Annotated in this window: 24 protein-coding genes and 1 tRNA gene; 16 read left to right on the top strand and 9 right to left on the bottom strand. The window is 57.7% G+C overall.

Annotated features, from left to right (window positions below):
* Positions 1-8: 8 nt before the first annotated feature.
* On the bottom strand, positions 9-1,079 hold the full coding sequence (locus ACR0NO_RS04670) for a site-2 protease family protein (protein ID WP_480723141.1): 1,071 nt from the start codon (positions 1,077-1,079) through the stop codon (positions 9-11).
* Positions 1,080-1,097: 18 nt separating this feature from the next.
* The gene (gene ssb / locus ACR0NO_RS04665) at positions 1,098-1,604 is read right to left on the bottom strand and encodes a single-stranded DNA-binding protein (RefSeq protein ID WP_170638871.1); all 507 of its coding nucleotides are present in this window, start codon (positions 1,602-1,604) and stop codon (positions 1,098-1,100) included.
* 203 nt (positions 1,605-1,807) lie between these two features.
* On the opposite strand from ssb, the gene ACR0NO_RS04660 reads away from it, so the two are divergent.
* Entirely contained in the window at positions 1,808-2,386 is a 579-nt protein-coding gene (locus ACR0NO_RS04660; protein WP_170376744.1) for a lytic transglycosylase domain-containing protein, read from the top strand.
* An 80-nt stretch (positions 2,387-2,466) separates the two neighbouring features.
* Here the strand turns inward: ACR0NO_RS04660 and ACR0NO_RS04655 are convergent, their stop codons facing one another.
* The 5 genes from ACR0NO_RS04655 to miaA form a co-directional block, all read right to left on the bottom strand.
* Positions 2,467-4,554 carry a dipeptide ABC transporter ATP-binding protein gene (locus ACR0NO_RS04655; protein ID WP_170551194.1) on the bottom strand — a complete coding sequence of 696 codons (2,088 nt, stop codon included), beginning with the start codon at positions 4,552-4,554 and terminating at the stop codon, positions 2,467-2,469.
* A 92-nt stretch (positions 4,555-4,646) separates the two neighbouring features.
* Complete coding sequence (locus ACR0NO_RS04650; RefSeq protein ID WP_170665264.1) at positions 4,647-6,110, bottom strand: ABC transporter permease; 1,464 nt, start codon at positions 6,108-6,110, stop codon at positions 4,647-4,649.
* Between the two features lie 14 nt (positions 6,111-6,124).
* Complete coding sequence (locus ACR0NO_RS04645) at positions 6,125-7,171, bottom strand: ABC transporter permease (protein WP_170376750.1); 1,047 nt, start codon at positions 7,169-7,171, stop codon at positions 6,125-6,127.
* 121 nt (positions 7,172-7,292) lie between these two features.
* Positions 7,293-8,963 (bottom strand): ABC transporter substrate-binding protein, encoded by a 1,671-nt coding sequence (locus ACR0NO_RS04640; protein ID WP_480723140.1) that lies wholly within the window; start codon positions 8,961-8,963, stop codon positions 7,293-7,295.
* A gap of 351 nt (positions 8,964-9,314) precedes the next feature.
* The gene (gene miaA, locus ACR0NO_RS04635) at positions 9,315-10,208 is read right to left on the bottom strand and encodes a tRNA (adenosine(37)-N6)-dimethylallyltransferase MiaA (RefSeq protein WP_480723139.1); all 894 of its coding nucleotides are present in this window, start codon (positions 10,206-10,208) and stop codon (positions 9,315-9,317) included.
* Positions 10,209-10,293: 85 nt separating this feature from the next.
* On the opposite strand from miaA, the gene pyrH reads away from it, so the two are divergent.
* The 15 genes from pyrH (at position 10,294) to ACR0NO_RS04560 (ending at position 24,488) form a co-directional block, all read left to right on the top strand.
* Positions 10,294-11,037: a UMP kinase gene (gene pyrH, locus ACR0NO_RS04630; protein WP_170469717.1), complete on the top strand. Its 744-nt coding sequence runs from the start codon at positions 10,294-10,296 to the stop codon at positions 11,035-11,037.
* A 50-nt stretch (positions 11,038-11,087) separates the two neighbouring features.
* Complete coding sequence (locus tag ACR0NO_RS04625) at positions 11,088-12,314, top strand: aminotransferase class V-fold PLP-dependent enzyme (protein ID WP_480723138.1); 1,227 nt, start codon at positions 11,088-11,090, stop codon at positions 12,312-12,314.
* 48 nt (positions 12,315-12,362) lie between these two features.
* Positions 12,363-13,787: a cryptochrome/photolyase family protein gene (locus tag ACR0NO_RS04620; RefSeq protein WP_480723137.1), complete on the top strand. Its 1,425-nt coding sequence runs from the start codon at positions 12,363-12,365 to the stop codon at positions 13,785-13,787.
* A gap of 69 nt (positions 13,788-13,856) precedes the next feature.
* On the top strand, positions 13,857-15,065 hold the full coding sequence (locus ACR0NO_RS04615; protein ID WP_170469708.1) for a class I SAM-dependent methyltransferase: 1,209 nt from the start codon (positions 13,857-13,859) through the stop codon (positions 15,063-15,065).
* Positions 15,066-15,081: 16 nt separating this feature from the next.
* Positions 15,082-15,522 (top strand): TrgA family protein, encoded by a 441-nt coding sequence (locus ACR0NO_RS04610; protein ID WP_170718109.1) that lies wholly within the window; start codon positions 15,082-15,084, stop codon positions 15,520-15,522.
* A 31-nt stretch (positions 15,523-15,553) separates the two neighbouring features.
* Entirely contained in the window at positions 15,554-15,706 is a 153-nt protein-coding gene (locus ACR0NO_RS04605; protein WP_480723136.1) for a gamma-glutamylcyclotransferase family protein, read from the top strand.
* 21 nt (positions 15,707-15,727) lie between these two features.
* Positions 15,728-16,669, top strand: coding sequence for an NUDIX domain-containing protein (locus ACR0NO_RS04600; RefSeq protein ID WP_480723135.1), 942 nt, complete (start codon positions 15,728-15,730; stop codon positions 16,667-16,669).
* Between the two features lie 68 nt (positions 16,670-16,737).
* On the top strand, positions 16,738-17,772 hold the full coding sequence (locus ACR0NO_RS04595; RefSeq protein ID WP_170665258.1) for a cysteine synthase A: 1,035 nt from the start codon (positions 16,738-16,740) through the stop codon (positions 17,770-17,772).
* Positions 17,772-20,186 (top strand): DUF3772 domain-containing protein, encoded by a 2,415-nt coding sequence (locus ACR0NO_RS04590; protein WP_170665257.1) that lies wholly within the window; start codon positions 17,772-17,774, stop codon positions 20,184-20,186. The genes ACR0NO_RS04595 and ACR0NO_RS04590 overlap by 1 nt, the downstream gene beginning before the upstream one ends.
* A gap of 108 nt (positions 20,187-20,294) precedes the next feature.
* A tRNA-Ser gene (locus ACR0NO_RS04585) sits at positions 20,295-20,384 on the top strand.
* A gap of 137 nt (positions 20,385-20,521) precedes the next feature.
* Positions 20,522-21,112: a YrbL family protein gene (locus ACR0NO_RS04580; RefSeq protein WP_480723134.1), complete on the top strand. Its 591-nt coding sequence runs from the start codon at positions 20,522-20,524 to the stop codon at positions 21,110-21,112.
* A gap of 102 nt (positions 21,113-21,214) precedes the next feature.
* Positions 21,215-22,078, top strand: coding sequence for an urea carboxylase-associated family protein (locus ACR0NO_RS04575; protein WP_480723133.1), 864 nt, complete (start codon positions 21,215-21,217; stop codon positions 22,076-22,078).
* 21 nt (positions 22,079-22,099) lie between these two features.
* Complete coding sequence (locus ACR0NO_RS04570) at positions 22,100-22,939, top strand: glycosyltransferase family 25 protein (RefSeq protein WP_480723132.1); 840 nt, start codon at positions 22,100-22,102, stop codon at positions 22,937-22,939.
* 125 nt (positions 22,940-23,064) lie between these two features.
* Complete coding sequence (locus ACR0NO_RS04565; RefSeq protein WP_170376778.1) at positions 23,065-23,433, top strand: group I truncated hemoglobin; 369 nt, start codon at positions 23,065-23,067, stop codon at positions 23,431-23,433.
* Positions 23,430-24,488: an adenylate/guanylate cyclase domain-containing protein gene (locus ACR0NO_RS04560; protein ID WP_480723131.1), complete on the top strand. Its 1,059-nt coding sequence runs from the start codon at positions 23,430-23,432 to the stop codon at positions 24,486-24,488. The genes ACR0NO_RS04565 and ACR0NO_RS04560 overlap by 4 nt, the downstream gene beginning before the upstream one ends.
* A 3-nt stretch (positions 24,489-24,491) precedes the next feature.
* On the opposite strand, the gene ACR0NO_RS04555 is transcribed toward ACR0NO_RS04560, so the two are convergent.
* Both ACR0NO_RS04555 and ppk2 read right to left on the bottom strand, forming a co-directional pair.
* Positions 24,492-25,109 (bottom strand): TetR/AcrR family transcriptional regulator, encoded by a 618-nt coding sequence (locus ACR0NO_RS04555; protein ID WP_170487400.1) that lies wholly within the window; start codon positions 25,107-25,109, stop codon positions 24,492-24,494.
* A 111-nt stretch (positions 25,110-25,220) separates the two neighbouring features.
* The gene (gene ppk2 / locus ACR0NO_RS04550; protein ID WP_480723130.1) at positions 25,221-26,090 is read right to left on the bottom strand and encodes a polyphosphate kinase 2; all 870 of its coding nucleotides are present in this window, start codon (positions 26,088-26,090) and stop codon (positions 25,221-25,223) included.
* Positions 26,091-26,124 lie beyond the last annotated feature (34 nt).

The following is a 26,124-nucleotide window of genomic DNA, read 5'->3' as shown; positions in this document are numbered from 1 at the left end:
CGAGACGGTCAGCGCCCTCGGATCACCATCAACTCACCGATGTTTTCACGGGTGATATAGCCGATCATAAGCCCGGTGCGATTGATCACGGCGACCGCCGGCGCGCCTTTGTGCAACCCGTCCAAAACCTTTGCCAATCCAGCAGTCAAGCCGACCTGCGGGATGTTGCGCTCCATGATCGAAACGGCGGGGTCAGAGCGTGGGTGGTCGCTTGCCAGCGCCTTGAACAAGTGATCTCGGGTTACGAAGCCCTGAAGGTGGCCTTTGTCGTCCAGAACCGGAAACTCATGTTGCGTTGTATGGATCACGGCCTGCGCGGCAGTATTCAACGTGTCCTGAGGTGACAGCGCGTGAAATTCTGTAATCATCGCATCGCGTGCTAAAACGTGCCGCGTGGCCGAGCGCAGCGCCACATCCTGACTTTCTGCATTGGCTGCGAAGAACACGAAAACAGCAATCACGACGAGGATCGGGTTGCCCGAGCTGAGCCCATAGAACCCGAGCCCAACGGCAAGCATCTGACCGCTTAGCGCCGCGATGCGCGTGGCTGCGACGCGGTCCAGACGAAGGCAGAGGAGGGCCCGGAAAACGCGACCTCCATCCATCGGGAAGGCGGGGATCATGTTAAACGCCGCCAGTAGAAGATTGATGTAGGCGAGACGGTCCAGCATCCCGATATTTGCGGATTCTATCTGGCTGATCGTATCAAAGGGCATCCCGGCGCCAAACGCCACCAGAGCCAACCAGATCGCGACATTGACGGCCGGACCGGCGAGGGCCACCCAGACCTCTTGCATCGGTTTTTCTGGCATACGCTCCAACCGGGCCAAACCGCCGATGGGCAACAGGGTGATATCAGGAGTTTTGATGCCAAAGCGGCGCGCCATCAGGGCGTGGCCGAATTCATGCGCCACAACGCAGGCGAATAGCGCCAAAACGAAAATCAGGTTCTCGATCGCGGCGGGCCAACCTCCGCTGGAATAGGCCGCAAATCCGACCCAGGCCAACAACAGGAAAAAGGTGACATGGACCCTCAGTTCGGACCCGAGAAGTCGGCCGAGAGCGAAGGACCATGCCATATTGTGTCTCCGTTTCGTTTAGAACGGAATCTCGTCGTCGTCGATTCCGCCGGATGCCGGGGCAGGTGAGCCGGACGGTGCGCCATAAGGATCGCCGTAACCGCCGCCAGCCTGTCCGCCGCCGTAACCGCCCGATTGGCCACCGCCGTAACCGCCGCCGCCGCCACCTTCGCCACGGCTGTCCAGCAGAGTCAGTTCACCGCGATAAGGGCGCAAAACAACCTCGGTCGAATAGCGATCTTGGCCGGACTGGTCCTGCCACTTGCGAGTTTCCAACTGGCCTTCGATGTAGACCTTGCTGCCTTTGCGCAGGTATTGCTCGGCAATGCGGGCCAGAGGTTCCGAGAAGATCGCGACCGAGTGCCACTCGGTCCGCTCCCGGCGTTCGCCCGTGTTGCGGTCTTTCCAGTTCTCTGACGTCGCAATCCGTAGGTTGCACACTTTACCGCCGTTCTGAAACGACCGAACCTCGGGATCTCGGCCGAGATTTCCGACCAGAATGACCTTATTGACTGAACCCGCCATGTAGTTCCCCGCTTTGTTCTCACTTGAATGCGCCGAATCTGGCGCTGAATATGCCAGAGACCCTATACGGCCTGCATCAGGGTGAAAACACGTTGATGACACAGTGTCGGACAAGAATCTGCTTGCCCCGTTCTGCACGCTTTTAATTCAGGCGGCGGGACCATATACTCCGCTTGTTTTTGGATCGGGCAGGATAGGCATTTATGCGGTCTTTGGTTTTAGGTTTTGTCGGTGTGTGTCTGCTGCTGACCACGGCCCCGGTGCAGGCCCAGACACTGTCTACCAAGAATAGAAAAGACATATTCCTCAAGCAATCCAAAGTGTTGGACTCGCGCGCGGCGACGCAATATCGCGGGTCCGAGCGGCTTAAGCCGAAAGTGGCGCAGGGCCGGTTCGACAAGCGCTATACTGGGAAGTATCGAGGAGAATACCTGAAGCTTGCCCGCCAAGCAGCCCGCCAACACAACATCCCCGAAGAGTTGTTTTTGCGCCTGGTGCAGCAGGAAAGCGGCTGGAACCCCACAGCGAAATCTCACAAAGGGGCTTTGGGTCTGGCACAGCTAATGCCGCAGACGGCCCAGTTGTTGGGCGTCAACCCGCATGATCCTAAACAGAATCTTGAAGGAGGTGCGCGGTATCTGTCGTGGCAATACCGTAAGTTCAAGTCGTGGCCCTTGGCGCTGGCAGCTTACAATGCAGGTCCAAAGGCCGTTGAGAAACACGGCGGCATTCCGCCTTACGCGGAAACCCAGAATTACGTGAAGGTGATCTGGGGCGGTTAAGGCGCAGAACAGCTCGCTTTGACAGCGGAATTCAACGAAAAGGCCGGTCACTGACCGGCCTTTCAAGTTCGTACAAGCGTCTATTCTGCGGCGATTTTGATCACAGGCTCCATACGGGCCAGAACATCTTCGGCCAGGTGACATTTGACCTGATGGCCGTCGGCCAGAGTTTTCACAGGTGGTACATCTGATTCACAACGCCCGTCCGGCACCTCGGATTTCCACCGGCAACGCGTCTGGAACGGGCAACCCGGCGGCGGGTTCATGGCCGACGGAATATCGCCCTCCAGCACGATATGCTGTTTCTCGATCGAGGTATCTGCAATCGGAACCGCGCTCAGCAGCGCTTCGGTGTAAGGGTGATACGGGGGCGAGAAGACCTGATCGGTCGTGCCCAGTTCGACCACGTGGCCGAGATACATTACCATCACACGGTCGCTGAGATAGCGCACGATCGACAGGTCATGGCTGATGAACAGCAGCGTGGTCTTGTGTTCGCGCTGGATCTCCATCAGCAGATCGGTCACCGCCGCCTGCACCGACACATCCAAGGCCGAGACCGGTTCGTCCGCAACCACAATCCGAGCATCACCCGCAAAGGCGCGCGCGATACCAACACGCTGTTTCTGACCACCAGAGAGCTGTCGCGGCATCCGGTCCGCGAAAGCGCGGGGCAGTTTCACCAGGTCCAAGAGCTCCAGCATGCGCTTCTTGCGCTCAGCCTCGGAATTGCCGACCCCGAAGATCTCAAGTGCCCGGATGATCTGACGCCCGACAGTCATCGACGGGTTCAGAGTATCAAATGGGTTCTGGAACACCATCTGTACTTCACCCACGGTCTTGGCGTCGCGCTCCTCAATCGGCACGGCTTCGATATTGCGGTTGTCCAACAGGATTTGCCCGTCGGTCGCCGTTTCAAGCCCCATCAGAACCTTGGCGAAGGTGGATTTGCCGCAACCGGATTCACCCACGATGGCCAGTGTCTCAGACTCATGGGCTTCGAAACTCAGCGTCTCGTTGGCTTTGACCACTTTGGTCGTACCGCCTCCAAACAGAGCGTTGGCCGCCACCTCATAGTATTTCTTGAGGTTGTCCATCTTAAGAACGGTCCGACCGATCTCGCCCTTTTCCTTTTGCTCTCCAACGGTGATCGGCGCGTTCCAGTCGATCTCTTGGAACTTCAGGCAGCGCGTATGGTGGCGATCATTGCCGGGCACCGCTTCCATGAGGATGTTCTGAGCGTCACAGCGACCTTCTTCGAAATAGTCGCAACGCGGGCCGAAATTACAGCCCGGTGGACGTTCATGCGGCAGAGGGAAGTTCCCCGGAATGGCCACCAGCGGACGCGCGTTCTTGTCGGCACCGGGCAGGGGGATCGACCGGAACAGCGCCTGCGTATAGGGGTGCTGCATCTCGTCGAACACATCGTGGATCGATCCGCGCTCGACCGCTTCGCCCGAATACATCACGCACAGACGGTCGCATGTTTCCAGAACCAGGCCGAGGTTGTGCGAGATGAACAGCATCGAGGTGCCGTATTTCTTGCCCAGATCCTTGACTAGTTCGACCACGGCGGCCTCAACGGTCACGTCCAGCGCTGTTGTGGGTTCGTCCAAAATCAACAGGGCAGGCTTCGACATCAACGCCATCGCAATGACGATCCGCTGCTGCTGACCGCCCGACAACTGGTGCGGGAAAGAGTTCAGCATCCGCTCGGGGTCGGGCAGGCGCACATCCGTGACGACCTCAAGCGCACGCGCATAAGCCTCTTCCTGACCGACGCCTTCGTGGATCATCGGCACTTCCATCAGTTGCTTGCCGATCTTCATCGCCGGGTTCAGGGATGCCATCGGCTCCTGATAGATCATTGCGATTTCATTGCCACGAATGTCGCGCAGTTCCTCGGTAGTCATCTCACCGAGATCACGCCCTTTGAATTTGATTGAGCCGCCAACGATGCGCCCGTTCTTGCCCAGATCCTGCATGACACCCAGCGCCACCGTAGACTTGCCGCAGCCGGATTCACCCACCAGCCCGACAGCCTCGCCTGGCTGCACACTGACCGAGAAATCCATAACGGCGGGAATTTCCCTCAGCCGGGTGAAAAACGAAATTGAAAGCTTATCGATCTCCAGAATAGGCCCGTCATAGTCCGCCAGTTTGTTCATCTTGTTACTCCTCGCGAGAGTCCGGGGGATCCCCTTCATCTGGCTAAAAATACCTCGGGGGTCCGGGGGCAGAGCCCCCGGCCTTGATCACATCAGTCCTTCAGACTTTCTTCGCGCAGACCGTCTGCCAGCAGGTTCAAACCCAGAACCAAGGACAACAGGGCCAAAGCAGGCGGAAGGGCAGGGTGCAGGTAGATCGAGAGCAGCTTGCGCCCTTCGTTGATCGTTGACCCCCAATCCGGGCTTTCGGGCGGCAAGCCCAACCCGAAGAAACCCAAGGTCCCCAGAAGGATGGTAGTGTAGCCAATCCGCAGACAAAAATCGACGATCAGCGGACCACGTGCGTTGGGCAGGATCTCCCACAGCATGATGTACCACGGACCCTCACCACGCGTCTGAGCCGCAGCCACGTAGTCACGGGTTTTGATATCCAGCGCCAACCCGCGCACGATGCGGAACACCGTGGGAGAGTTCACGAACACCACCGAGACGAACACGACCAGAATGCCGCCCGGAATGTCGAACAAGTCCAGATAGGTCGGCAGACCCCAGACGCGGTAGCTGTCGGTGCTGATGATGTAGCCTCCGGTCGAAATCAGCGACAGGTAGAACCACAGCGCCACGCCCAGAACCCCGATGAGCAGAGGTGTTCGGAAATTCGGACGCGTGTAGTAGCGTGAGTTCAGCAGGACACCGAGGAAGATGATCGGGAAGACAAACAGGATGGCTGCCATATAGTTTGGCACACCGGTCGCCACGATCTCGGGTGTCACCAACAGGTAGAACAGCAGGATCACAGGGAAGGCGAGGATCAGGTTTGCCAGGAACGACAACAGCGTATCCAGGCGACCACCATAGTACCCGGCGGGCAGGCCCAGAGTGATCCCAACCATAAAGGCAAACATCGTGGCCAGCGGTGCAATTTGCACTACGATCCACGCGCCCTTGACCATACGGCTGAATACGTCGCGGGCCAGATTGTCTCCGCCCAGAAGGTACCAGGCGTATTGGCCGTCCTCCAGATTTGGCAGCGGCGTACCGGGCACCTTGTTCTTCATGCCCGAGACCTGCGCAAGCGGGTCGTGGGTCACGATCAAATCAAGCGCGCCAAAGATGCCGGTGAAAACCCAGAACATCACAAGGCCAAAACCGATCATGCCGATGGGGCTGTCGAAAAGCTTGCCGTAAAGACCCAGCTTGCGTTTGAACGCGATCGACATTGCATACAGGATGATCAGTGACAGCCAGACGGGCAGGAATTGCTGCGAGATCGCACCAATGATCCCGGCGCTGGTGCCCATTAGTATGCCCAGCACGACATAGGCAACAGCGATCGCCACACTGGCCAGAAAGCTATAGCGCAGCGCGGCCTGTATCATGTTCCGCAGGCCCGAGCTTGAAGTTAACGTGCCATCAGGGTTCACCGTCATCTGATCCTCGGGCAGCACAATGCTGGCCAGCATCCAGACGACGATGGACAGGGCCATTACACCCAGTGCCAGCGCGAGTAGCGGGTTGAGGAAGGCGATAGAGCCGGTCCAGGTAAGTGGTTCCATGATCTGACCCTCCCTTAAGAAATGCGAATACGCGGGTTGAGGTAAACATAGCCGATATCCGAGATCAGCTGCGTCACCAGCACCACAAAGACCGACACGACCGAGATCGCCAACAACAGCTGGATGTCATTGTTCCCCGCCGCCTGCACCAGCGCCCAGCCAAAGCCCTTGTAGTTGAACAGGGTCTCGACGATCACCACACCATTCAGCAGCCATGGGAACTGCAACATGATGACGGTGAACGGCGCGATCAGAGCGTTCCGTAGCGCGTGTTTCATGACGATGTTCGGGAACGAGACACCCTTCAGGCGCGCGGTGCGGATATATTGCGCCGTCATCACCTCGGTCATCGAGGCACGGGTCATGCGGGCGATATAGCCCATCCCATAAAGCGCAATGGTCAGTACCGGTAAGAAGAAGTTCTCGAACGTTGGGTTCTCCATCGCTTGCGTCGCCGTGCCCTTGAACCATTTCAGGCCCACAGCGGATGACGTGAAGATCGCGATGAAGATCACACCAGAGACGTATTCCGGCGTCGCGGTGGTTGTAATAGCAAAGGTAGACAGGGTCCGGTCCGTGGCCGACCCTTCTTTCATCCCAGCCAGAATGCCAAGGATCAGGGCCGAGGGGACCATCAGCAGCATCACCCAGAACATCAGCCTGCCGGTCAAAGCGAGCCGGGTGCCGACGACGGTTCCGACTTCTTCTTTGAAGACTGTCGAATACCCCCAGTAGCCCTGAAGGATTCCGCAGAAATTAGGAGACTCTTCGGCGGTTTTGCCCGGTAGAATGCATCGGCCCTGAACTGTGCCGTCCTCATTCGTGTGCCGGTATGAGGGCAGAACGCCCAGCCATTCGCCGTATTTTATGGGCGTCGACTGAAGATATCCGCCTTTTTCCAAAAAGCTCTCAACCTGCTCATCCGACATCCGGAAATTGCCCTGCGTTTTCGCAAGCTTTTCAAGGTTCGGGTAGAGATTGGTGAGGAAAAAAACCAGGAATGTCAGGCACAATGCTGTCAGCAGCATAATCCCCACACGCCTTAAAATGAAAAGTCCCATGTTAGCCCCTGTTGGTCGGCTGGCGTGGACGGCATTCCGCCTCACGCGTTGCTATTCTTATGGTCGCCGTATTGAGGACGAAGGGCCGCGCCGGTGTCGCGCGGCCCTTGTTTGTTTTGGGTCAGGAGGTCAGGCCGAACTTGTAAAGCTGCGGCAGGTCCGCGATGTGCTTTTCTACACCGACCATGTTGTCGCGATGGTGGCGCATTGCAGTCCGCCAGTACGGCTGAATGACAACACCTTCTTCGATCATGATCGCCTGCAGCTTCGCCATTACCTCTCGGCGCATGTCGACATCAGCGAGCGAGTTTGCCTCGGCCAGCAGCGTGTCGAACTCTTCATTGGAGAAACCGGATTCGTTCCAAGCGACGCCCGATTTGTAGGCCAGGGCCAGGATTTGCGTACCCAGCGGGCGGTGGTTCCAGTTGGTTGACGAATAAGGGTACTTGGTCCAGTCGTTCCAGAAGGTCGAGCCCGGCAGAACGGTGTGCTTGGCCTTGATTCCTGCGTCGTTCAGCTGGGCCACAACGGCAGCAGTGGTATTCCGGCGCCAGTCATCGTCGATGGACTGCACTTCGTGCTCGAAATCACCCATCCCCGCTTCGTCCATCAGTGCCTTCGCACCAGCCGGATCATAGGGGATGCGGGTGATCGACGAGTCATATTCCGGATGCATCGGGCCGACATGGCTGTTTTCAGCTGGGATGCCGTAACCGGACATGCCGAGTTCAAGACAAACCTCGTTGTCCACCGCCATAGCAAGCGCCTGACGGACCCGCTTGTCGCCGTAGATCTTGTTGCCGTCCGCATCTTCAGCCAGTTGGTTCGGGCGGATGACGATGGTAAAGCCCGATGGGATTTCCGAGCGGACAAGACCGATGCCGTCGAAGATGTCGACGAATTCACCGACCGACTCCCAGTTCATGTCGATCTCTTCGGCCTCATAAGCAGCCAAGAAGGCGGCAGGGTCGGTGCCGTAGTCGATGAATTCGATCCGATCGATGTAACCGCCTTTGCCCGCTTCGTAGCCCCACCAGTCGAAGCCCTCGTTGCGGACCAGAACGCCTTTTACGCCGACCTCGTGGCTTTCGGGGATCATGAAGCCTGTGCCAATCGGGTTCGACAGCATGTCATTCGGGTCAAAGCTGCTGTGGACGATAGCACCAGGATAGTCTGCCATGCCTGGGATGATGGTGATGTCCGGCGTGTTGCACTTCAGTTTAACGGTGTGTGAATCAACAACGGTAATAGCGCCATCAGAGGCTTTCTGGGTGCTTTCATCGACAAGCGACGCCATGCGCGAGGCCATCGAGTTACCTTCCATCGTTGCGTCACACCAGCCTTCGATGTTGCGCGCCACATCTTCGGCAGTGAAATCGTCACCGTTGTTCCACTTGACGCCTTTGCGGACGTTCAGCGTGTATTCGGTGGCGTCGTCATTGGCTTCCCAGCTTTCCAGCAACATCGGTTTGAACGTACCGTCGTTGTTGTACTCGACAAGATACTCCAACCAGCCCGCTGTGAAGGTCGCGATCTGCGTCCAGTCGTAGGTGCGCGGGTCTTTGAGTGCGCGAACTTCCATCTGGTAACGAATAGTACCGCCTTGCTGCGGCTCAGCTGCGGCTGCGGGTGATTGCAGACCGATCATGCCGTAGGCGACCGGAGCGGCAACGCCCAGTGCAGTAACGCGGGCCAGAAACTCGCGGCGGTTCAGATTGCCGTCGCGGTATTCCTGGGCGTGCATCTCTGCGGCCCAGTGCACCGACGTTCCTTTTGTTGTCTGGTTTGTCATGAATGTCTCTCCCTGTGACATATTTTGTTTTTTGTACTGAATGGACGAACCTAGCTGGCGATTTTCAAGCCAAGGCAAAGGTCGGAGGGTTCGGTTTTTTGAACATTGGAATTCCCCATGTCGGTATTCGGCAACAGAATCCGAAGCACGTCAACGTTCGAATGCGTCATGAAGCGCAAAAAAACGACATGTCTGGGCGGTTGTTGCACGCTACTCGCCCAGTGTTTCTTATCGATTCCCCTTGTGAGGCCTGACACCAACTCAAGGCAACCAAACGCCATGTACTCTAGGAATATAGGCTCATTTCGATGGGCAGCCAGATTAGACAAAGAGAATCAACCGCGTTTCGTATCAGATTGATAAGTCGAGGTGATTCCACGCCTTCATTCGTGCGCGAAACCATGTGCGCTGGCGTTTGGCAAACTGACGGGTCGAGATCGTGGCCCGTTCGCGTGCTTGCTCCAATGTCATTGAGCCATCAAGATATGCCATGAGTTCCGGCACGCCGATGGCCTTGCAGGCGGGTAGCGACGGATCATAGCGGTCGCGCATAGCCGCAACTTCGTCCAAAGCGCCGCTCTCTAACATATGATCGAACCGACGGGTGATGCGGTCCAGCAGCCATGACTTGTCGACGTCAAAGACTATGGGCACTGTGTCCTGCAGGGCCAGCACGGGCGGCGGCGTGTCGTCTTGCCAGGATGCCAGACTGCGTCCGGTTGCCTGCTGAACCTCCCACGCGCGCTGAACGCGGGCGCGGTTGTTGGTGTCCAGCCGGGTCAGGGTTTCAGCATCCAAGCCCGACATCAGCCGGTCCAAGTCCATCTGATCGGCATCTTGACGTACATGCAGGGGCGTCGGAGGTATCTCGGCCATTCCTTCCGTCAAAGCGGTGAAATACAGCCCGGTTCCACCGACGATGATCGGGCGCTGGCTGCCCGTCAGCAGCGGCGTGACCTCGCGCAGCCAGTGGCCGGTGGAATACTCCTGATCAAATGCGACGTGACCATAGAGGCGATGCGGCGCGCGCGCTTCCTCGTCCGGTGAGGGGCGGGCCGAAATCACCTGCCAGCAGTCGTAAACCTGACTAGCGTCGGCGTTGACGATCACCCCTCCGAACCTTTCAGCGATGCGCAGCGCCAGCTCGGACTTGCCCGAGGCTGTCGGGCCAGCGATCAGAACCGGCTTGTCATCCGGTATCTCTGGGAGCCGGTCCCAAATCGATGCGGTGGGGTGATTGGTCATGGTCCCTCAGTATCCGCATTGAACCTGCGGTCGTTTTGCTTCATTTTGCGCCGGAAAATAAACCCGTGCCAGCCCGGAGCGCAATATGAGCCTGACCTCGTCCCCCAACACCCAAAAACCCAAGTATGATCGCGTGATGCTGAAGATTTCCGGTGAGGCGTTGATGGGTGATCAGGGATTCGGCCTGCACCCGCCGACCGTCCAGCGCATCGCGCAGGAGGTGAAATCGGTCCATGATCTGGGCGTCGAGATTTGCATGGTGATTGGGGGCGGCAATATCTTCCGCGGCCTCAGCGGCTCGGCCCAGGGGATGGAGCGGACCACGGCCGACTATATGGGTATGCTGGCGACCGTGATGAACGCGCTGGGGATGCAGTCGGCGCTGGAAGAGATCGGGGTGTTTACCCGCGTGATCTCGGCCATCCGTATGGATGAGGTCTGCGAACCGTATATCCGCCGCCGCGCCGTGCGCCACCTTGAAAAGAAACGGGTTTGTATCTTTGCTGCTGGCACCGGCAACCCGTACTTCACTACCGATACGGCCGCGACTCTGCGCGCGAATGAGATGGCCTGTCAGGCGATATTTATGGGCAAAAACGGCGTGGACGGGGTGTATGACAAGGACCCGAAAGAACATGCCGACGCCAAGCGGTATGACACGGTTTCTTACGACGACGTACTGGCCAAACGGCTGCGGGTCATGGATGCTTCGGCCATTGCGCTGGCGCGTGACAACAACCTGCCGCTGATCGTGTTCGGTCTGGATGAGCCGGGCGGCTTCCGGGGCATTCTGGCCGGTGAGGGGACCTATACCAAGGTTGAAGGCTGAGGCGCGCACTCAGCTATTACCGTTCCCTCCACTCATCGAAAGGCCTGGCCATGACTGCGTTGGATATTGATTTCGTTCGGGCTCAGTTCCCCGCCTTTGCCGAACCCAGCCTTCAGGGGCAGGCCTTTTTCGAGAACGCAGGTGGCTCCTACACCTGCCAGCCAGTGATCGACCGGCTGACGCGGTTTTACACTCAGCGAAAGGTGCAGCCATACGCGCCCTACGAGGCCAGCCGTCTTGCGGGTGCCGAGATGGATGAAGCCCGCGCCCGGATGGCCGCTATTCTGGGGGTTGAGACTGACGAACTGAGTTTTGGTCCCTCGACCACCCAGAACACCTATGTTCTTGCGCAGGCTTTCCGGCAATGGATGAGCCCAGGCGAAGCGATCATTGTCACCAATCAGGATCATGAGGCCAATTCCGGTCCTTGGAGGCGACTTGTCGAGGCCGGGATCGACGTGCGTGAGTGGAAGATTGATCCCGAAACGGGATCTCTGAACCCCCAGGATCTGGAAAACCTACTGGATGAAAAGGTTCGGCTGGTCTGCTTCCCGCATTGCTCGAACGTGGTGGGTGAGATCAACCCGGTGACCGAGATTACTGCCATTGCCCATGCCGCAGGTGCATTCGTATGCGTGGATGGCGTGTCCTACGCGCCGCACGGGTTTCCGAATGTGGGAGATCTGGGACCGGATATCTATCTGTTTTCAGCCTACAAAACCTACGGCCCACATCAGGGCTGCATGGTCATTCGGCGCGCATTGGGTGAGTTGCTGCCCAACCAGGCGCATTATTTCAACGGCGATACTCTGTACAAACGGTTCACGCCGGCAGGCCCGGACCATGCACAAATCGCCGCCAGCGCGGGGATAGCGGATTACATCTCGCTGCTCAGTACCCACCATGGCGGCCCAACTGAGGGTGCCGCCGCGCAAGGCGCTTTCGCCCATGACCTGATGCGCAATCACGAGGTCGCGCTGCTGCAACCGGTGCTGGATATCGTCAAAAACCGAAACACAGTACGACTGCTTGGCCCGTCCGAGGCCACTCGGCGCGCGCCAACCGTTGCTTTGGCTTTGGGGCGACCGGCCGCTGCTGTGGCGGCTGAGCTGGCGGCGCATGGCGTGATGGCCGGCGGTGGTGACTTCTATGCTGTACGCGCCTTGCAGGCGATGGGGGTCGATCCGGATCAAGGCGTGTTGCGGGTCAGTTTCACGCACTACACGTCCCAACAGGAAATTGATCAGTTATTGAATGCACTTGACCGGGTTTTGTGATCCAGTTTTCGATATGCTCCGTAGTGGAAAGAAAACGGCGGGGCGAATATGGAAGACGGGCAACCTCCGATCATTTTGTGGTTCAGGCGCGACCTGCGGCTAGGCGATCATCCGGCGCTTGCGGCGGCGGCTGCGACCGGTCGCCCTGTGGTGCCGGTTTTTCTGTGCGATGATCTGGTGCAAACCCTTGGCGCGGCCCCGAAATGGCGGCTTGAGCTGGGGCTTGAGGTCTTTGCCCGCGCGCTAAACGACATTGGCAGCCGTCTGATCCTGCGACGGGGCGATGCGTTGGAGCAGTTGCAGCGGATGATCGCTGAAACCGGCGCGACGGACGTGTATTGGTCGCGCGCCTACGATCCCGCCTCGATTGTACGGGATACGAAGATCAAATCGGCGCTGAAAGAGCAGGGGATCGAGGCAAAGTCTTTTGCCGGACATCTTCTGTTCGAACCTTGGACGGTTGCGACCAAAGCCGGTCAGCCGTTTCGCGTCTTCACCCCAATGTGGCGCGCTGTGCAGGGGCGCGAAGTCCCTCCACCCGAGGCCGCGCCGACCAGGCTGACCGCCCCCGCGCACTGGCCTGCCTCTGACGATCTGGCGACCTGGCACCTTGGCGCGGCGATGAACCGAGGGGCTGCGGTCGTCAGACCCTATGTGCAACCGGGTGAGCAAGCGGCGCTTGATCATCTGGAGGGGTTCCTGAAACGGGTCGCGAATTATTGCGCTGACCGTGACAGGCTGGATCTGGACGGGACCTCGAACCTGTCCGAGTACCTCTCATTGGGTGAAATCGGTCCGCGTACCGCCTGGCATTGCGTGCAACGTGCGGTTTTCGAAGGGACCCAAGGCACGGGTTCATTTCTACGACAGCTTATCTGGCGCGAGTTCGCCTATCATCTGATGTACCACACGCCTCAGCTGGTTTCGGGCAACTGGAAGCCAGAATGGGACGGTTTTCCTTGGAACGAGGCGCGAGATGCGCCCGAGGTGCAAGCTTGGCTGCAGGCCAGAACCGGCATCCCGGTTGTGGATGCGGGTCTGCGGCAGATGTATGTGACCGGGCGGATGCACAACCGCGCCCGGATGATCGTGGCAAGTTACCTGACCAAGCATCTGATGACCCATTGGAAAATCGGGATGGAGTGGTTCGAGGATTGCCTGATCGACTGGGATCCGGCCTGCAATGCGATGGGCTGGCAATGGGTCGCGGGGTCCGGACCGGATGCGTCTCCGTTCTTCCGCATTTTCAATCCCGATACTCAACAGGAAAAATTCGACCCCAAGGGTGTCTACCTAAAGCAATGGATCGCCGAAGGCAGGCCAAACCCGTCTGCGACGGCCTTGTCCTACTTTGAAGCCACGCCCCGTTCCTGGGGACTGAACCCCAAGGCGGATTACCCGCCACCGGTGGTCGATCTGCCAACAGGTCGCGCCCGCGCGCTGGCCGCGTATGAACGCCGAAAAAACCAGTAAGGAACTGAAAACTTGCCACAAACACAATTGCGTCCTAGCCTGCATCAACCACCGCAGAGGGGAGAGCGGATGATCTTGACAACGACCGAAGGCCAAAAAGGTCTGCCCAGATATTTCGCGCAGGTTTTCAAGATGCTGAGCAAAATGGAAGCCGGGCGCTTGGATATTACTTTGTCCGACGGACGGACCTTCCGTGTTGAGGGCTCAAAGCCCGGACCGGTTGCCGAGGTCGAAATTCACGATCCCGACGTGTTCGCCCGCCTGATCCGGGAAGGTGAGCTTGGCTTTTCCGACGCTTATCTGGAGGGCCATTGGAGTACGCCTGATTTGCGCGCCTTTATGGATTTGGTCCATATGGGCAGTGAAACGGCCTACGATGGGTTCACTGGCAAGTTTCTCGTGCAGGCCTATGAGCGTCTGAGGTTTTGGTTGCATCGGAACAATCGCAAACAGGCCAAGAAGAATATCTCGTATCACTACGATCTGGGGAACGATTTTTATGCGCTCTGGCTTGACGATACGATGACTTATTCCAGCGCCATTTTCGAGACAGGGCAGGAGAGCCTCGAGAAGGCGCAGACCGCCAAATACGCCAGCATGGTCGATGAGATGGGCGTCAAACCAGGCGATCATGTGCTTGAGATCGGCTGTGGCTGGGGCGGCTTCGCCGAATATGCCGCGAAAGAGCGTGGCCTGCGTGTGACGGGTCTGACGATCAGTCAAGAGCAGTTGAAGTTCGCACAACAACGCATTGATAAGGCAGGTATATCCGATCTGGTTGATCTGAAACTTCAAGACTATCGCGACGAACAAGGGCAATACGACGGCATTGCCTCGATCGAGATGTTTGAGGCCGTGGGTCAGAAATACTGGCCGGTCTATTTCGATACTGTGCGGGATCGGTTGAAGCCGGGTGCACAAGCCACCTTGCAGATCATCACCGTGGGCGATCATCGCTGGGACTACTACAAGAACGGCGTTGATTTCATTCAGAAATACATCTTTCCGGGGGGAATGCTGCCATCGCCTACGATCTTGCGACAGCAGATTGATCAGGCGGGGCTGAATGTCGTGCGCTCGAAGGAGTTCGGCAAGAGCTATGACCTGACCCTGCGTCGTTGGTTTGATACGTTCAACGACAAGTGGGACCAGATCTCGGAAATGGGATTTGATGAGCGTTTCCGCCGCATGTGGAATTATTATTTGACGGCCTGCGGCGCAGCCTTTGACACGGGCAATTGCGATGTGACACAGATCACCATAGCAAAGCCTAGTTAACGAACGGAATTCATACATGCCCACCGCCAGTCGCCTTGTCGCCGCCGCTTGTCTTGTGGTGTTGGCGTTCATCGTGTCCAGCATGGTTATCGCAAACGGAGAAGAGGGGAAGGACTACGGGTATTTTACCGTGGTCAATATCGCCTTGGGTTGGATTTGCGGTTGGAAAATCATGGGCAAGCGCGCTGGCCGGGGCTGGACGGCCGGAATCAACAACGGCCTGACCGGCATGGCCTCACTGGTGTTTTGGGGCCTTTTCGTTCAGGGCACCTATGAAATGTTCCGACTGGCCATGCGCCACCGCTATGACGGCCCTTTCGAGGCGCTGATTGCCATCTTCAAGATCGGCGTCGAATTCGGTGAACAGTTGCTCGCGCCGGAAATCCTGATCACCTTGGGTGTTGGGGCCGTTGCCACCGGCTTGCTGACTGAAATAGCAAGCCGTCGCTGGCGTTGAATGTGAACACTTAGCGAAAGTCTAGCCTCTCGTGTCCGATTTGTTCTTCTATGGAACCCTGCGGCATGTGCCGCTGTTGGAGGCGGTTCTCGGGCGCTCGTCGTCTGAGCTGTCGCTGAAACCTGCCATTCTGCCAGAACACATGGTTTCTGCGGTTCAGGGGCAGGACTTCCCAATGATTTAACCCTCAAGCGGTGAGCAGGGTGTGGGATTGTTTGTGCAAGGCCTGACGCAAGCGGATCTGGATCGACTGGCTTATTACGAGGGCGGGTTCGACTATGATCTGAGGCCTTTGACAGTGACGCTAGAGGATGGAACCTGGGCGCAGGCTCAGGTGTTTTTTCCCGAACCTACGGCCTGGGTGCCGGATGGGCCTTGGTCTCTGGACGGGTGGGTTGAACGCCTCGGTGACGTCACCGCGCTCGCCGCCGAAGAGGAGATGAGCTATTTCGGGCGGGTTGCGCCGTCGGATATGGCGCGCAGCATGCCAGCGATTCAGACTCGGGCCTGGGCAAAACTCTTCGCGCGGCAGCGGCAAACGGGCGATGCGCGCGATGTGTCCAAGGACGTGATCGTGCATCGCCATCACCGCGCATATGTCAACTACTTCGCAATGGAAGAGATCGACCTGCAACACCGTCAATACGATGGAGCCATGGGGCCGACGCTGAACCGAAGCGCGTTGTTGCAAGGCAGCGCGGTAATCGTTCTCCCCTATGATCCCGTGCGAGACACCGTGTTGCTTGTAGAGCAGTTCCGCGCCCCAATCCATCTGATCGATGATCCCGAACCTTGGATGTGGGAGCCGGTTGCAGGCATGATCGACCCTGGCGAAACGCCAGAGCAGGCCGCACATCGTGAAGGGATGGAGGAGGCCGGCATCGCTTTCGATGCTCTGCACAGCGCAGGCGGAGGTTATTCCTCCAGCGGGTCGTCGACCGAGTACGTCTATCTCTATGTCGGGCTTGGCGATTTGACAGATCCTGCAATAATCGCGGGGCTGGCCACCGAAGGTGAGGATATACGCTCTCGTGTTCTACCGTTTGAGACGTTTATCGCCATAGTGGATCGCGGTGAATTCAAGGACTTACCGCTGCTGACTCTGGCCCATTGGCTGGCGCGCCATAGGGACCGCCTGCGTGGTTGACTATCGCGCTTGTGGTTGGCGCACGGCGGCTGTAAATCTGCAGTGTTACGTAATGAAATGAGGGTGCCATGCGCATTGCACGAGATCTTGCCGACGCAGTCGGAAAAACGCCGCTGATCCGGTTGAAGCGCATCAGTGAAGAAACCGGGTGCGAGATCCTCGGCAAGGCGGAATTCATGAACCCTGGCCAGTCGGTCAAGGACCGTGCTGCTCTCTACATCATCCGCGACGCAGTTGCGCGGGGTGAGTTGAAGCCCGGTGGCACCATTGTGGAAGGGACCGCAGGTAATACCGGTATCGGCCTGGCTCTAGTCGGCGCGTCGATGGGCTTTAAAACGGTGATCGTGATCCCGGAAACCCAGTCCGAAGAAAAAAAAGACATGCTGCGCCTGGCAGGCGCGCAGCTGGTGCAGGTGCCTGCAGCGCCGTATCGCAATCCCAACAACTTCGTTCACTACTCGCGCCGTCTGGCCGAGGAACTGGCGCAAACTGAACCCAATGGCGCGATCTGGGCTAACCAGTTCGACAATGTTGCCAACCGTCAGGCCCATGTGGAAACCACTGGCCCCGAAATCTGGGAACAAACCGGCGGCAAGGTAGATGGTTTTGTCTGCGCGGTCGGCTCAGGCGGAACACTGGCGGGTGTGGCCGATGCGCTGCAGCCCAAGGGCGTGAAGATTGGCCTGGTCGATCCGATGGGCGCGGGGCTGTATTCCTACTACACAACTGGCGAAATCGCGATGGAGGGCGGCTCGATCGCAGAAGGCATCGGACAGGTGCGGATCACCAAGAACCTCGAAGGGTTCAAGCCGGACTACACCTATCAGGCGACCGACAATGAGGCGTTGCCTTACATCTTTGATCTGCTGCGTGAAGAAGGTCTGGTCATGGGCGGTTCGACCGCGATCAACATGGCTGGTGCGGTGCGTTTGGCCAAAAACCTTGGTCCGGGGCATACGATTGTGACCATCCTGTGTGACTATGGCACACGCTATCAGTCCAAACTGTTCAATCCCGAGTTCCTGCGCGAAAAAGAACTGCCGGTACCCGATTGGATGACAGACGCCCCGCGTAAGATACCGGGCGTGTTTGAGGACGTCTGATGCTGCGACAGGTCCGCCTGTTTCTGTCAAGTGCTGCGCTTATCTTAGTCGGGTTGGCGGGGGTAGCCTCGGCGCAACTGACTGATCGGCAGAGCGAGTTCTACAAAGGCTGGCTCAGCACTGCGGACCGTGCCGAAAGCGTTGTTGAAGCCGACAGGGCGTCGGACGCCGCGATGGAGCAGTTGCGTACCGAGATCGACGGCTATCGCAATACGTTCAATACGGCCCGCAATGCCAATGCCGACCGCATCCAGACATTGGAAAGCCAGGTAAATGCGTTGGGTCCCAAGCCTGAAGAAGGGGTCACGGAGCCGGAGGATATCGCGCAGCTTCGCGAGCATCTGGACGAACAGCTCAACGCCTTGCGGGTTCCACGGATTATCTCCGAGGAGGCCTTTAGCCGTGCCAACGGTCTTATCAGTGAAATTGATCGTATTCTGCGAGAACGTCAGAGAAAGCAGTTCCTGGAACGTGGTCCTTCACCGCTGAACCTGTCGACATGGCCCGCTGCCTGGTCGGATATTCGCGAGGCTCTGTTCGGATTGTTCAACGAGACGTCGTCCAGTCTGACCTCGGACGTCACCAAAGAGCGCGTTCAGAATCAGGCCCCCGCGATACTGGCCTTGGTGGCACTAGCCGTCATCTTACTGGTTTACGGACGCCGTTGGTCTGAACGAGGAGGCGACTATCTGCGTCGTTTCGGTGGGCGCGGAACCGGTGCGTGGACCTTTGTGATTTCCCTTCTACGCATCATCCTTCCCTGGATTGGCGTGGTGGCTCTTACAGCTGCGATTGACCTGACCGGAGTACTTGGGCTGCGCGGAACGCTTTTGCTGCAGCAGGTACCGTATTGGGCGGCGATCGTGCTTGTTTTCGACTGGGTCGGACGGCAGGTCTACCTGATGGCCGCGGCACAGAATTTCCGAAGATTCTCGGCGGGGCAGATCACCGAGATTCGTATCTACGTGGATATTCTGGCAGTGATGCTGATCTTGCATGACTTGATCGGCCTGTTCGAGAGGATTGAGAACATAGCGGATTCCACCCGCGCCGTTGTTATCTTTCCGGTCATTGTCGTCACCTCACTTCTTCTGCTGCGCATTCGTCAGATCCGACGGTCAGATCCACCGACCGAAGGCGGCGAGATCCCACGTGCCAGTGGGTTTTCGCAGGTTGTCGAGGTTGTCCGGCGTATTGTGCTCATGCTTGGTGTCAGCGCGCCTGTTCTGGCCTTGTTGGGCTACACCAACGCAGCCGAAGCGATTGTGTTTCCTGCAGTCAATACGCTGATCCTGATCGCCATTCTTGTGATCGTGCAGCGCTTTATCAGCTCGCTATACGGCTGGTTTACGGGGCAGGGGGACAACGCCCGCGATTCTCTGTTCGCGGTTCTGGTGGGTTTCTTCCTGGCCTTGGTTTCGATCCCTATCCTGGCCCTTTTCTGGGGCGCGCGCGAGGCGGATCTGAGCGAGATCTGGTCGCAGATCCTGCAAGGGTTCAGCTTGGGCGGGGTTACGATCTCTCCGTCCAATTTCCTGACTTTTGTTGCCGTGTTTGCTATCGGATATGGCCTGACGCGACTGCTACAGGGGGGCTTGCGCAATTCGCTGTTGCCCAAGACAAGCATTGATCCAGGCGGGCAAAATGCGATCGTATCGGGCACGGGCTACGTCGGCATTTTCCTCGCTTCGCTGGTTGCAATCACGGTGGCTGGCTTTGATCTCTCATCGCTCGCGATTGTCGCCGGTGCCTTGTCTGTCGGTATTGGTTTCGGTCTTCAGACCATCGTTTCAAACTTCGTTTCCGGGATCATCCTGCTGGTTGAGAGGCCTATCTCGAAAGGGGATTGGATAGATGTGAACGGGATGATGGGCTATGTCCGCGATATCTCGGTCCGGTCCACGCGGATTGAGACGTTTGATCGGACGGATGTCATTGTTCCGAACTCGGATCTGATCAGCGGCGTGGTCACCAACTATACGCGTGGCAACACGATTGGCCGGGTGATCGTGCCTGTGGGCGTGGCCTATGGGACCGACACGCGCAAGGTCGAGACCATTCTGGGCGAGATCGCGAATTCTCATCCTATGGTGTTGGCGAACCCAGCCCCCAGCGTGGTGTTTCAGGGGTTCGGCGCGGATTCGCTGGACTTTGAAATCCGGGGTATTCTGCGGGACGTGAATTGGGTTCTGTCGGTCAAATCCGACATGAATCACGAAATCAATCGCCGGTTCGTGGAAGAAGGGATCGAGATTCCATTCGCACAACGCGACGTTTGGCTTCGCAACCCCGAAGCCCTGCGCACTGAATCACAAGACCCAACCTCGCCAGCCCCGGAGCAACGAGCACCCAGCACCGAACCCGCAGCCATGACCGAGGGAGATCTGGACGGCGACGGAGGGGACGAAGTCTGACCATTGCTCGCGTTGGGAATGGTCCGCAAACTAATGTGCAAACGGGTGTGAATTCACGGAATTGGGGCCTTGCAAATCCTTTTGCATTGCGTCACATATCGCGCTCACGGAGAGGTGGCCGAGTGGTCGAAGGCGCACGCCTGGAAAGTGTGTAGGCGGGAAACCGTCTCCAGGGTTCGAATCCCTGTCTCTCCGCCACAATCCCCCTGATCAGTTTATGCCGCACCTAGATACGAGCGTTCTGTGTGGCGAGATCTGGTTGCATTGTATCAGTTCCATGACAGCCATATAGTGCCGGTCGACGCGAATTTTCTGCACAGGACAGACGGACGAACATGATTGACCTGACCGGGCAGGTGCCTCTGCGTACAAGCCAGAATTATGAGATTTTCCAGCATCCCGAAATGGATGGCGCCCTGTTGAAAGTCCGCGTGGATGAGCCGAAGCGAAACCACCTCATACCGCGCTATGCGGAATGGCGTTACGGCAATTTGCGACAGTGGAACCGCGAAGCGAACGAATACCTTGCCGCGCTGCACCGTGGCTGCCCCGAGATCGAGCGTCTGGCGAAGTTCATGGGCTATGCGCCAACCTCGCGGGGACCTGCAATCGTGGTAGAAAAGATGACCGGCCCTGATGGAGATCTTGCACCGTCCCTGCATGCTGAGATGATGGCTGCAAATGGTGACCCGGAAGTGGCTCAGAAGCTGCGGGCCGACTTGCTGGAGTTGCTGGACGATCTGGAGCGCGGACGCATCATCGTTGGTGACATGGGGATCGGAAACATCGTGCGCGCGCAGGAGCGTGGTGGCAGACTTGTCGTCATTGACGGGTTGGGCGAGAGGGTCCTGTTGCCTTTGACACTGTTCAGCGATTGGGCATTTCGCAAATCCATGGCACGGCGGCGCGCGCGCATGGCGGGCTAGTTGCGTCAGAATGGACCAATTTGAGCATTGGCCGCTGTCCTGTATTTGCTTTATGTCTGGCGATGTTAGGTGCAAGACAGCCCAAATTGGCGGAGGTGCTAAGTGAAAGTCTCAACCCCAAATTTCCCGGCCCCAAATGATGCCGAGGATCGCAAGGCTATCCGCCCTGTCATTTGCTACCCGCCTGAAACTCTGCCCAGCCCTGATCTAGATGGGCTGACCCGCTTGCGGGACACATCCGAGAAAACTGCCGAAGTCACCGCTGCGCCGCGAGACGCTGCCTGTATCGACCTTCCAGCCGGTGCTTTTTTCCGCATCACATCCGTCGAAGGCGCGCAGGTTGGCGATCTGAACCTGTGGAACAAACACGATCTGACCGAACGGTTCTACTCCGGTAAAACCCGCGCCCTGCACGGAACGCATCTTTCGACCGGAGACCGCATGTGGTCGAGTTTCCCAAATATGCGGCCGATGGCGACGATCACGGCTGATACGCTGGACTGGTACGGCTTTGACGCCTTTGGGGGCTCCGTTCATGACGTGATCGGCACCCGCTGCGACCCGTATACCGGGCGGTTGCTGTCCGGGGATGACTACCACTATTGCTGTCATTCGAACCTGACCCGGGCTTTGGCGCAGCATTGCGATCTGCCTCTGCACGAGGCGGAGACCCATGTGCATGACGTTCTGAACGTCTTCATGTGTACCGGTTTCACGCGCGATACCGGCCAGTATTTTATGAAGGCCAGCCCGGTGCGTCCGGGTGACTACCTTGAATTCCATGCTGAGATTGACCTGATTGTCGGCCTCTCAGCCTGTCCGGGCGGGGATTGTTCCTCCGAGCATTCCTCGGACACCGCTGCATGCTATCCGTTGCTGATCGAGGTCTTTGATCCGGGTGAAGTCGCGCGGCAGTCGCATGTTCAGCCCAGTGTCTCGGCCTATGACCGGTCGCATGGCGCATAGAAGGCAGCGAAAGGAAAACGCGTGACGCAAGCGGACAAGCAGCTAAAGACGGCTGTGTTCTACATAAACCTTGACCGGGTTCCCGAACGCCGCGTGTTTATGGAGGCGCAGTTCGCAAAAGTTGGCGTGACCGACCCGATCCGTTTCAGCGCGGTTGATGCGCGTCAGGCGGATGCTCTGGAGGGGAATGGGTATGTGCCGGGCGTTGGCTCTCGCTGGGGTTTGAAGCAAAGCGAGATCGCCTGCTTTGAAAGCCATCGCGCCGTCTGGCAGCAAGCAGTGGATCAAAACCTGAAGGCGGCTGCGATTTTCGAGGATGATGTCGAGATGTCGTCCCGACTGGGGCAGTTGATCGACAGCCTCGTCGAGAACGCGGACAGGTTCGATTTCGCAAAGATGGACTACTCGCCGCGCAGCCTGCGCTTTGGAGCGGAGGTAGAAATAGGCGGCGTCACAGCTCGTCCTCTCCTGGAAATGGCCCCAAGTGCTGCGGCTTATGTTCTGTCGCAGGAGGGGTGTCGCAAACTGCTGGCCTGGTCTCAGCAGTATTCCGACCATCTCGATGATTTCGTATCGATCCCCCGGCCAGATTGGCGGATGTATCAGGTGTTCCCGGCTGTGGGTGTGCAGATGATCTGGTCGAAGCAGCAGCAAGATCTCGAACAGGTCAAGACAAGCGAGCGGGAAGGTGATCAATCCACCAATACCGGTTTGGACAAAGGCCCGTTCTGGTTCCGGGCTCGGCGCGAGCTATTCGCGGCAAAACGCAAGCTTGGTTGGCGCTTTGGAGGGCAAAAAAAATTGCTCGACCAGGGTGGGTTTGTTGGGTTCATTCCGGTTGACACGGACCTTCGGGTCTGACGCCTGTTTCGACCCGCGCAGAGGTAAACCGGCGCCTAAGACCTCAAGTTTTCAAAAGCATTAACAAAAATACCAATTTGATATAAGCTTGTGACGTTATTTCTAGTTATTGACTGGGTGTTGGGGTGTCACAAACGCTTTACGAGAAATACGGCGGCTTCAAAACCATCAGCCGTGTGGTGATGAGTTTCTACGAAATAGCGCTGGAGTCCGACGAAATCGGGCATTTCTTCGAAGATATCGACATGCCGCGCCTGATAGACCATCAGACCAAGTTCGTTTCGTCCCTGGTTGGGGGGCCTGCGGCGTTCAGCGACGACAGGATCGAGGCTGTGCATCGACACCTTGGCATTTCACATGATCACTTCGATGTCATGGCAGAGCTATTCGGCGAAGCGCTCGAGATGCATGGCATGTCCGAGCGCGATATCAAAACGGCCCTTGGCGCGATTGAAGGCAAACGCTCGATCATCGTTAGCCGTGACGCGGCATGAGCATTCTTGCCATCAACGAACAACTTCTGCGGGCCATCGGCGTTGGCGTTGCAGTTGTGCGAGCCTCGGATCTGAAATTCGTCTTTCATAACAGCCCTTTCGCTGAGTGGTTTGGCAAGCCTGAGAAAAAGCAGTCTCTGTTGGATATCCTGCCCGACCTCGACGCGAGAGAGCTGGAGGACGTCAAACAATCGGGACTGCGATATTCGGTCGAGCTTCAGATCAAACCCAAACGCCGGACGCTGATCTTCGCGGTCACTGTCTCACTGGCCAGTGGGTTGTCGGAACAGGTGCTAATCGTAGAATGCCAGAACATCACGCGCATTCGCGAGCTTGAGAGCATGATCGACAGCTACTCGACCATGGTCGAGCGTAACACGCGTGAATTAGAGCGCGAGAAGGAGAGGGTTGAACGCCTCCTGCTGAACGTGATGCCCCGCGCTGTCTATGAAGAGTTCAAGACGTTTGGCGTCGTGACCCCTCAGCTGTTCGACGAAGTCTCGGTGGTGATGTTGGATTTCGTTGGGTTCACGGATTTTGCTGCCAAAACCGACCCGACGGTCACGTTGAGCGAGTTGAATGATATCTTCACGGCCTTCGACCGGATCGTCGACCAATACGGATGCGAGCGGATCAAAACGATCGGGGACGCCTATCTGGCTGTCTCTGGCATGCCGGATGCGACGCCCGACCATGCCACGGCTGTCGCCCATTGCGCAGTGCGCTTCTTGCGGTATCTCGAGCGGCGTAACGAAAGCCACCCGCATAAATGGCAGGCCCGGATCGGCCTGGGCATGGGGCCGGCTGTCGGGTCGGTCGTAGGCATTCAGAAATATGTCTATGACGTGTTTGGCCCAGCGGTAAACATCGCTGCACGCCTACAAGTCTTTGCAAACCCGATGAATATCGTCGCGCCGGAGGCGATGAAATACGCGTTGATCGACGAGTTTCAGGTCTCAGATCTGGGGCGGGTCGAGATCAAGGGGATGGGAGAGATGGATCTGATCAACGTCTCGTCAGGCCTCAGCGCCAATCAGGGAAGCCGATTGTTCTGAGGATCAGTCGTCCTGCGGCACCAGACCCAGCCCGCGCAGGTAAATCCCAATCCCGCTTTCCAGAAGGTCCTCGGGCGAAAAGGGCGAGGTCGCACCTGTCGCGTTGCGCGCATAGAGTTCGACCACACCGTGACTCATCGCCCAGATATGGGCCGAGAACATGGACGCGGGAGGCCTCTTTTCCGGTGGGATATGTTGAGACAGGTCCGCAGCTGCCTTCTCTAGAACCGTCTTCGCCCGGTTTGACGCCAAAGACAGTTCGGGCGTGCGGTTCGGGGAAATCCCACTTTCGAACATGGCGATGTAGTGGCCGGGATGCTTTCGGGCAAAGGCCAGATAGGCGCGCCCGGTGGCCTCAAACGCGGCCAGAGCGGATGGCTGGCCCTCGTCATAGGCATATTGCATCAGGTCGGCGAACATCTCGAACCCTTGCCGGGCGGCTTCAGCAATCAGGTCCTCACGCCCGTGATAGTGCCGGTAGACGGCAGCAGGAGTGACCCCGGCGGTCTTGGCGGCCTCGGACAGGGTGAAACCGGTGGGGCCTTTCTCTTCAATCAACGACAGCGCGGCCTCAATCAGGGCCTGCTTCAGGTTTCCGTGGTGATACCCGCGCTTCGTCATTCCGGCCTCAGGTTATTGGTTTTTCACGTGTTCGGGTGCCAAAAGATAATCCAATTTCAGCCAATGGTCCAACGCCTTAGCGACCAATTCTTGCCCAGCCCTTTATTTACGTCAGGACTCCCAAACATCCGGCCCGCCGCAGATATTCGGATCATTCTCGCCGATGGCTCTTTCGTCTTTTTCATCGTAGTCCAAAGCCAGCAGCACCGTTCGGATCGCCGCGATGCGCGCGCGTTTCTTGTCGTCTGACCGCACGATCGTCCATGGGCAGTTTTCCGAATGTGATCTGGTCAGAGTTTCAGAGATCGACTGAGTGTATTCATCCCATTTTTCCAAACCGGCGATATCAATCGGGCTGAGTTTCCACTGTTTCAGCGGATCCGTTTCACGCGCCAGAAAGCGGTTCAGCTGTTCAGCACGGCCGACGTTCAGCCAGAATTTGAACAGGCTGATCCCGTCGTTCACGAACCCGGTTTCGAGCGGCAAGACCTGACGGAAGAACCGTTCGCGCTCCTCCTGATTGCAGAACCCAAAGACGTTTTCAACGACACCTCGGTTGTACCAACTGCGGTCGAAAAAAACGATCTCACCGGCCGAGGGCAGGTGCTGGATATAGCGTTGAAAATACCATTGGCTGCGCTCGGAATCCGAGGGCTTACTGAGCGCAACATTCCGCGCCCCGCGTGGGTTCAGGTTCTCGCGGAACCGCTTGATGGTGCCGCCTTTTCCCGCCGCATCTCTGCCTTCAAAGATGATCGCGACCCGTTGACCGGTTTCTTTGACCCAGGATTGCATTTTGACCAGCTCGATCTGTAGCGCCTCGATCTGTTGTTCGTAGTCCTTGGTTTTCAATTTTTCGGCGTAAGGATAGCTCGGATTCAGGATGTCGCCCTTGTTTGCCTTTTCGATCATTTTGCGCACGTCGCCGGGCGCTTTCTTGCGGTAATACTTCTCGATTGCGCCTTTTTCCGAACGGGCCATGAGCTACCTCGCGATAAAATCCATATCTTACTAT

Source organism: Ruegeria sp. CL3 (assembly GCF_056536505.1).
The sequence above is the reverse complement of the archived record's forward strand: the minus strand, read 5'-3'. Positions and strand labels throughout refer to the sequence as shown.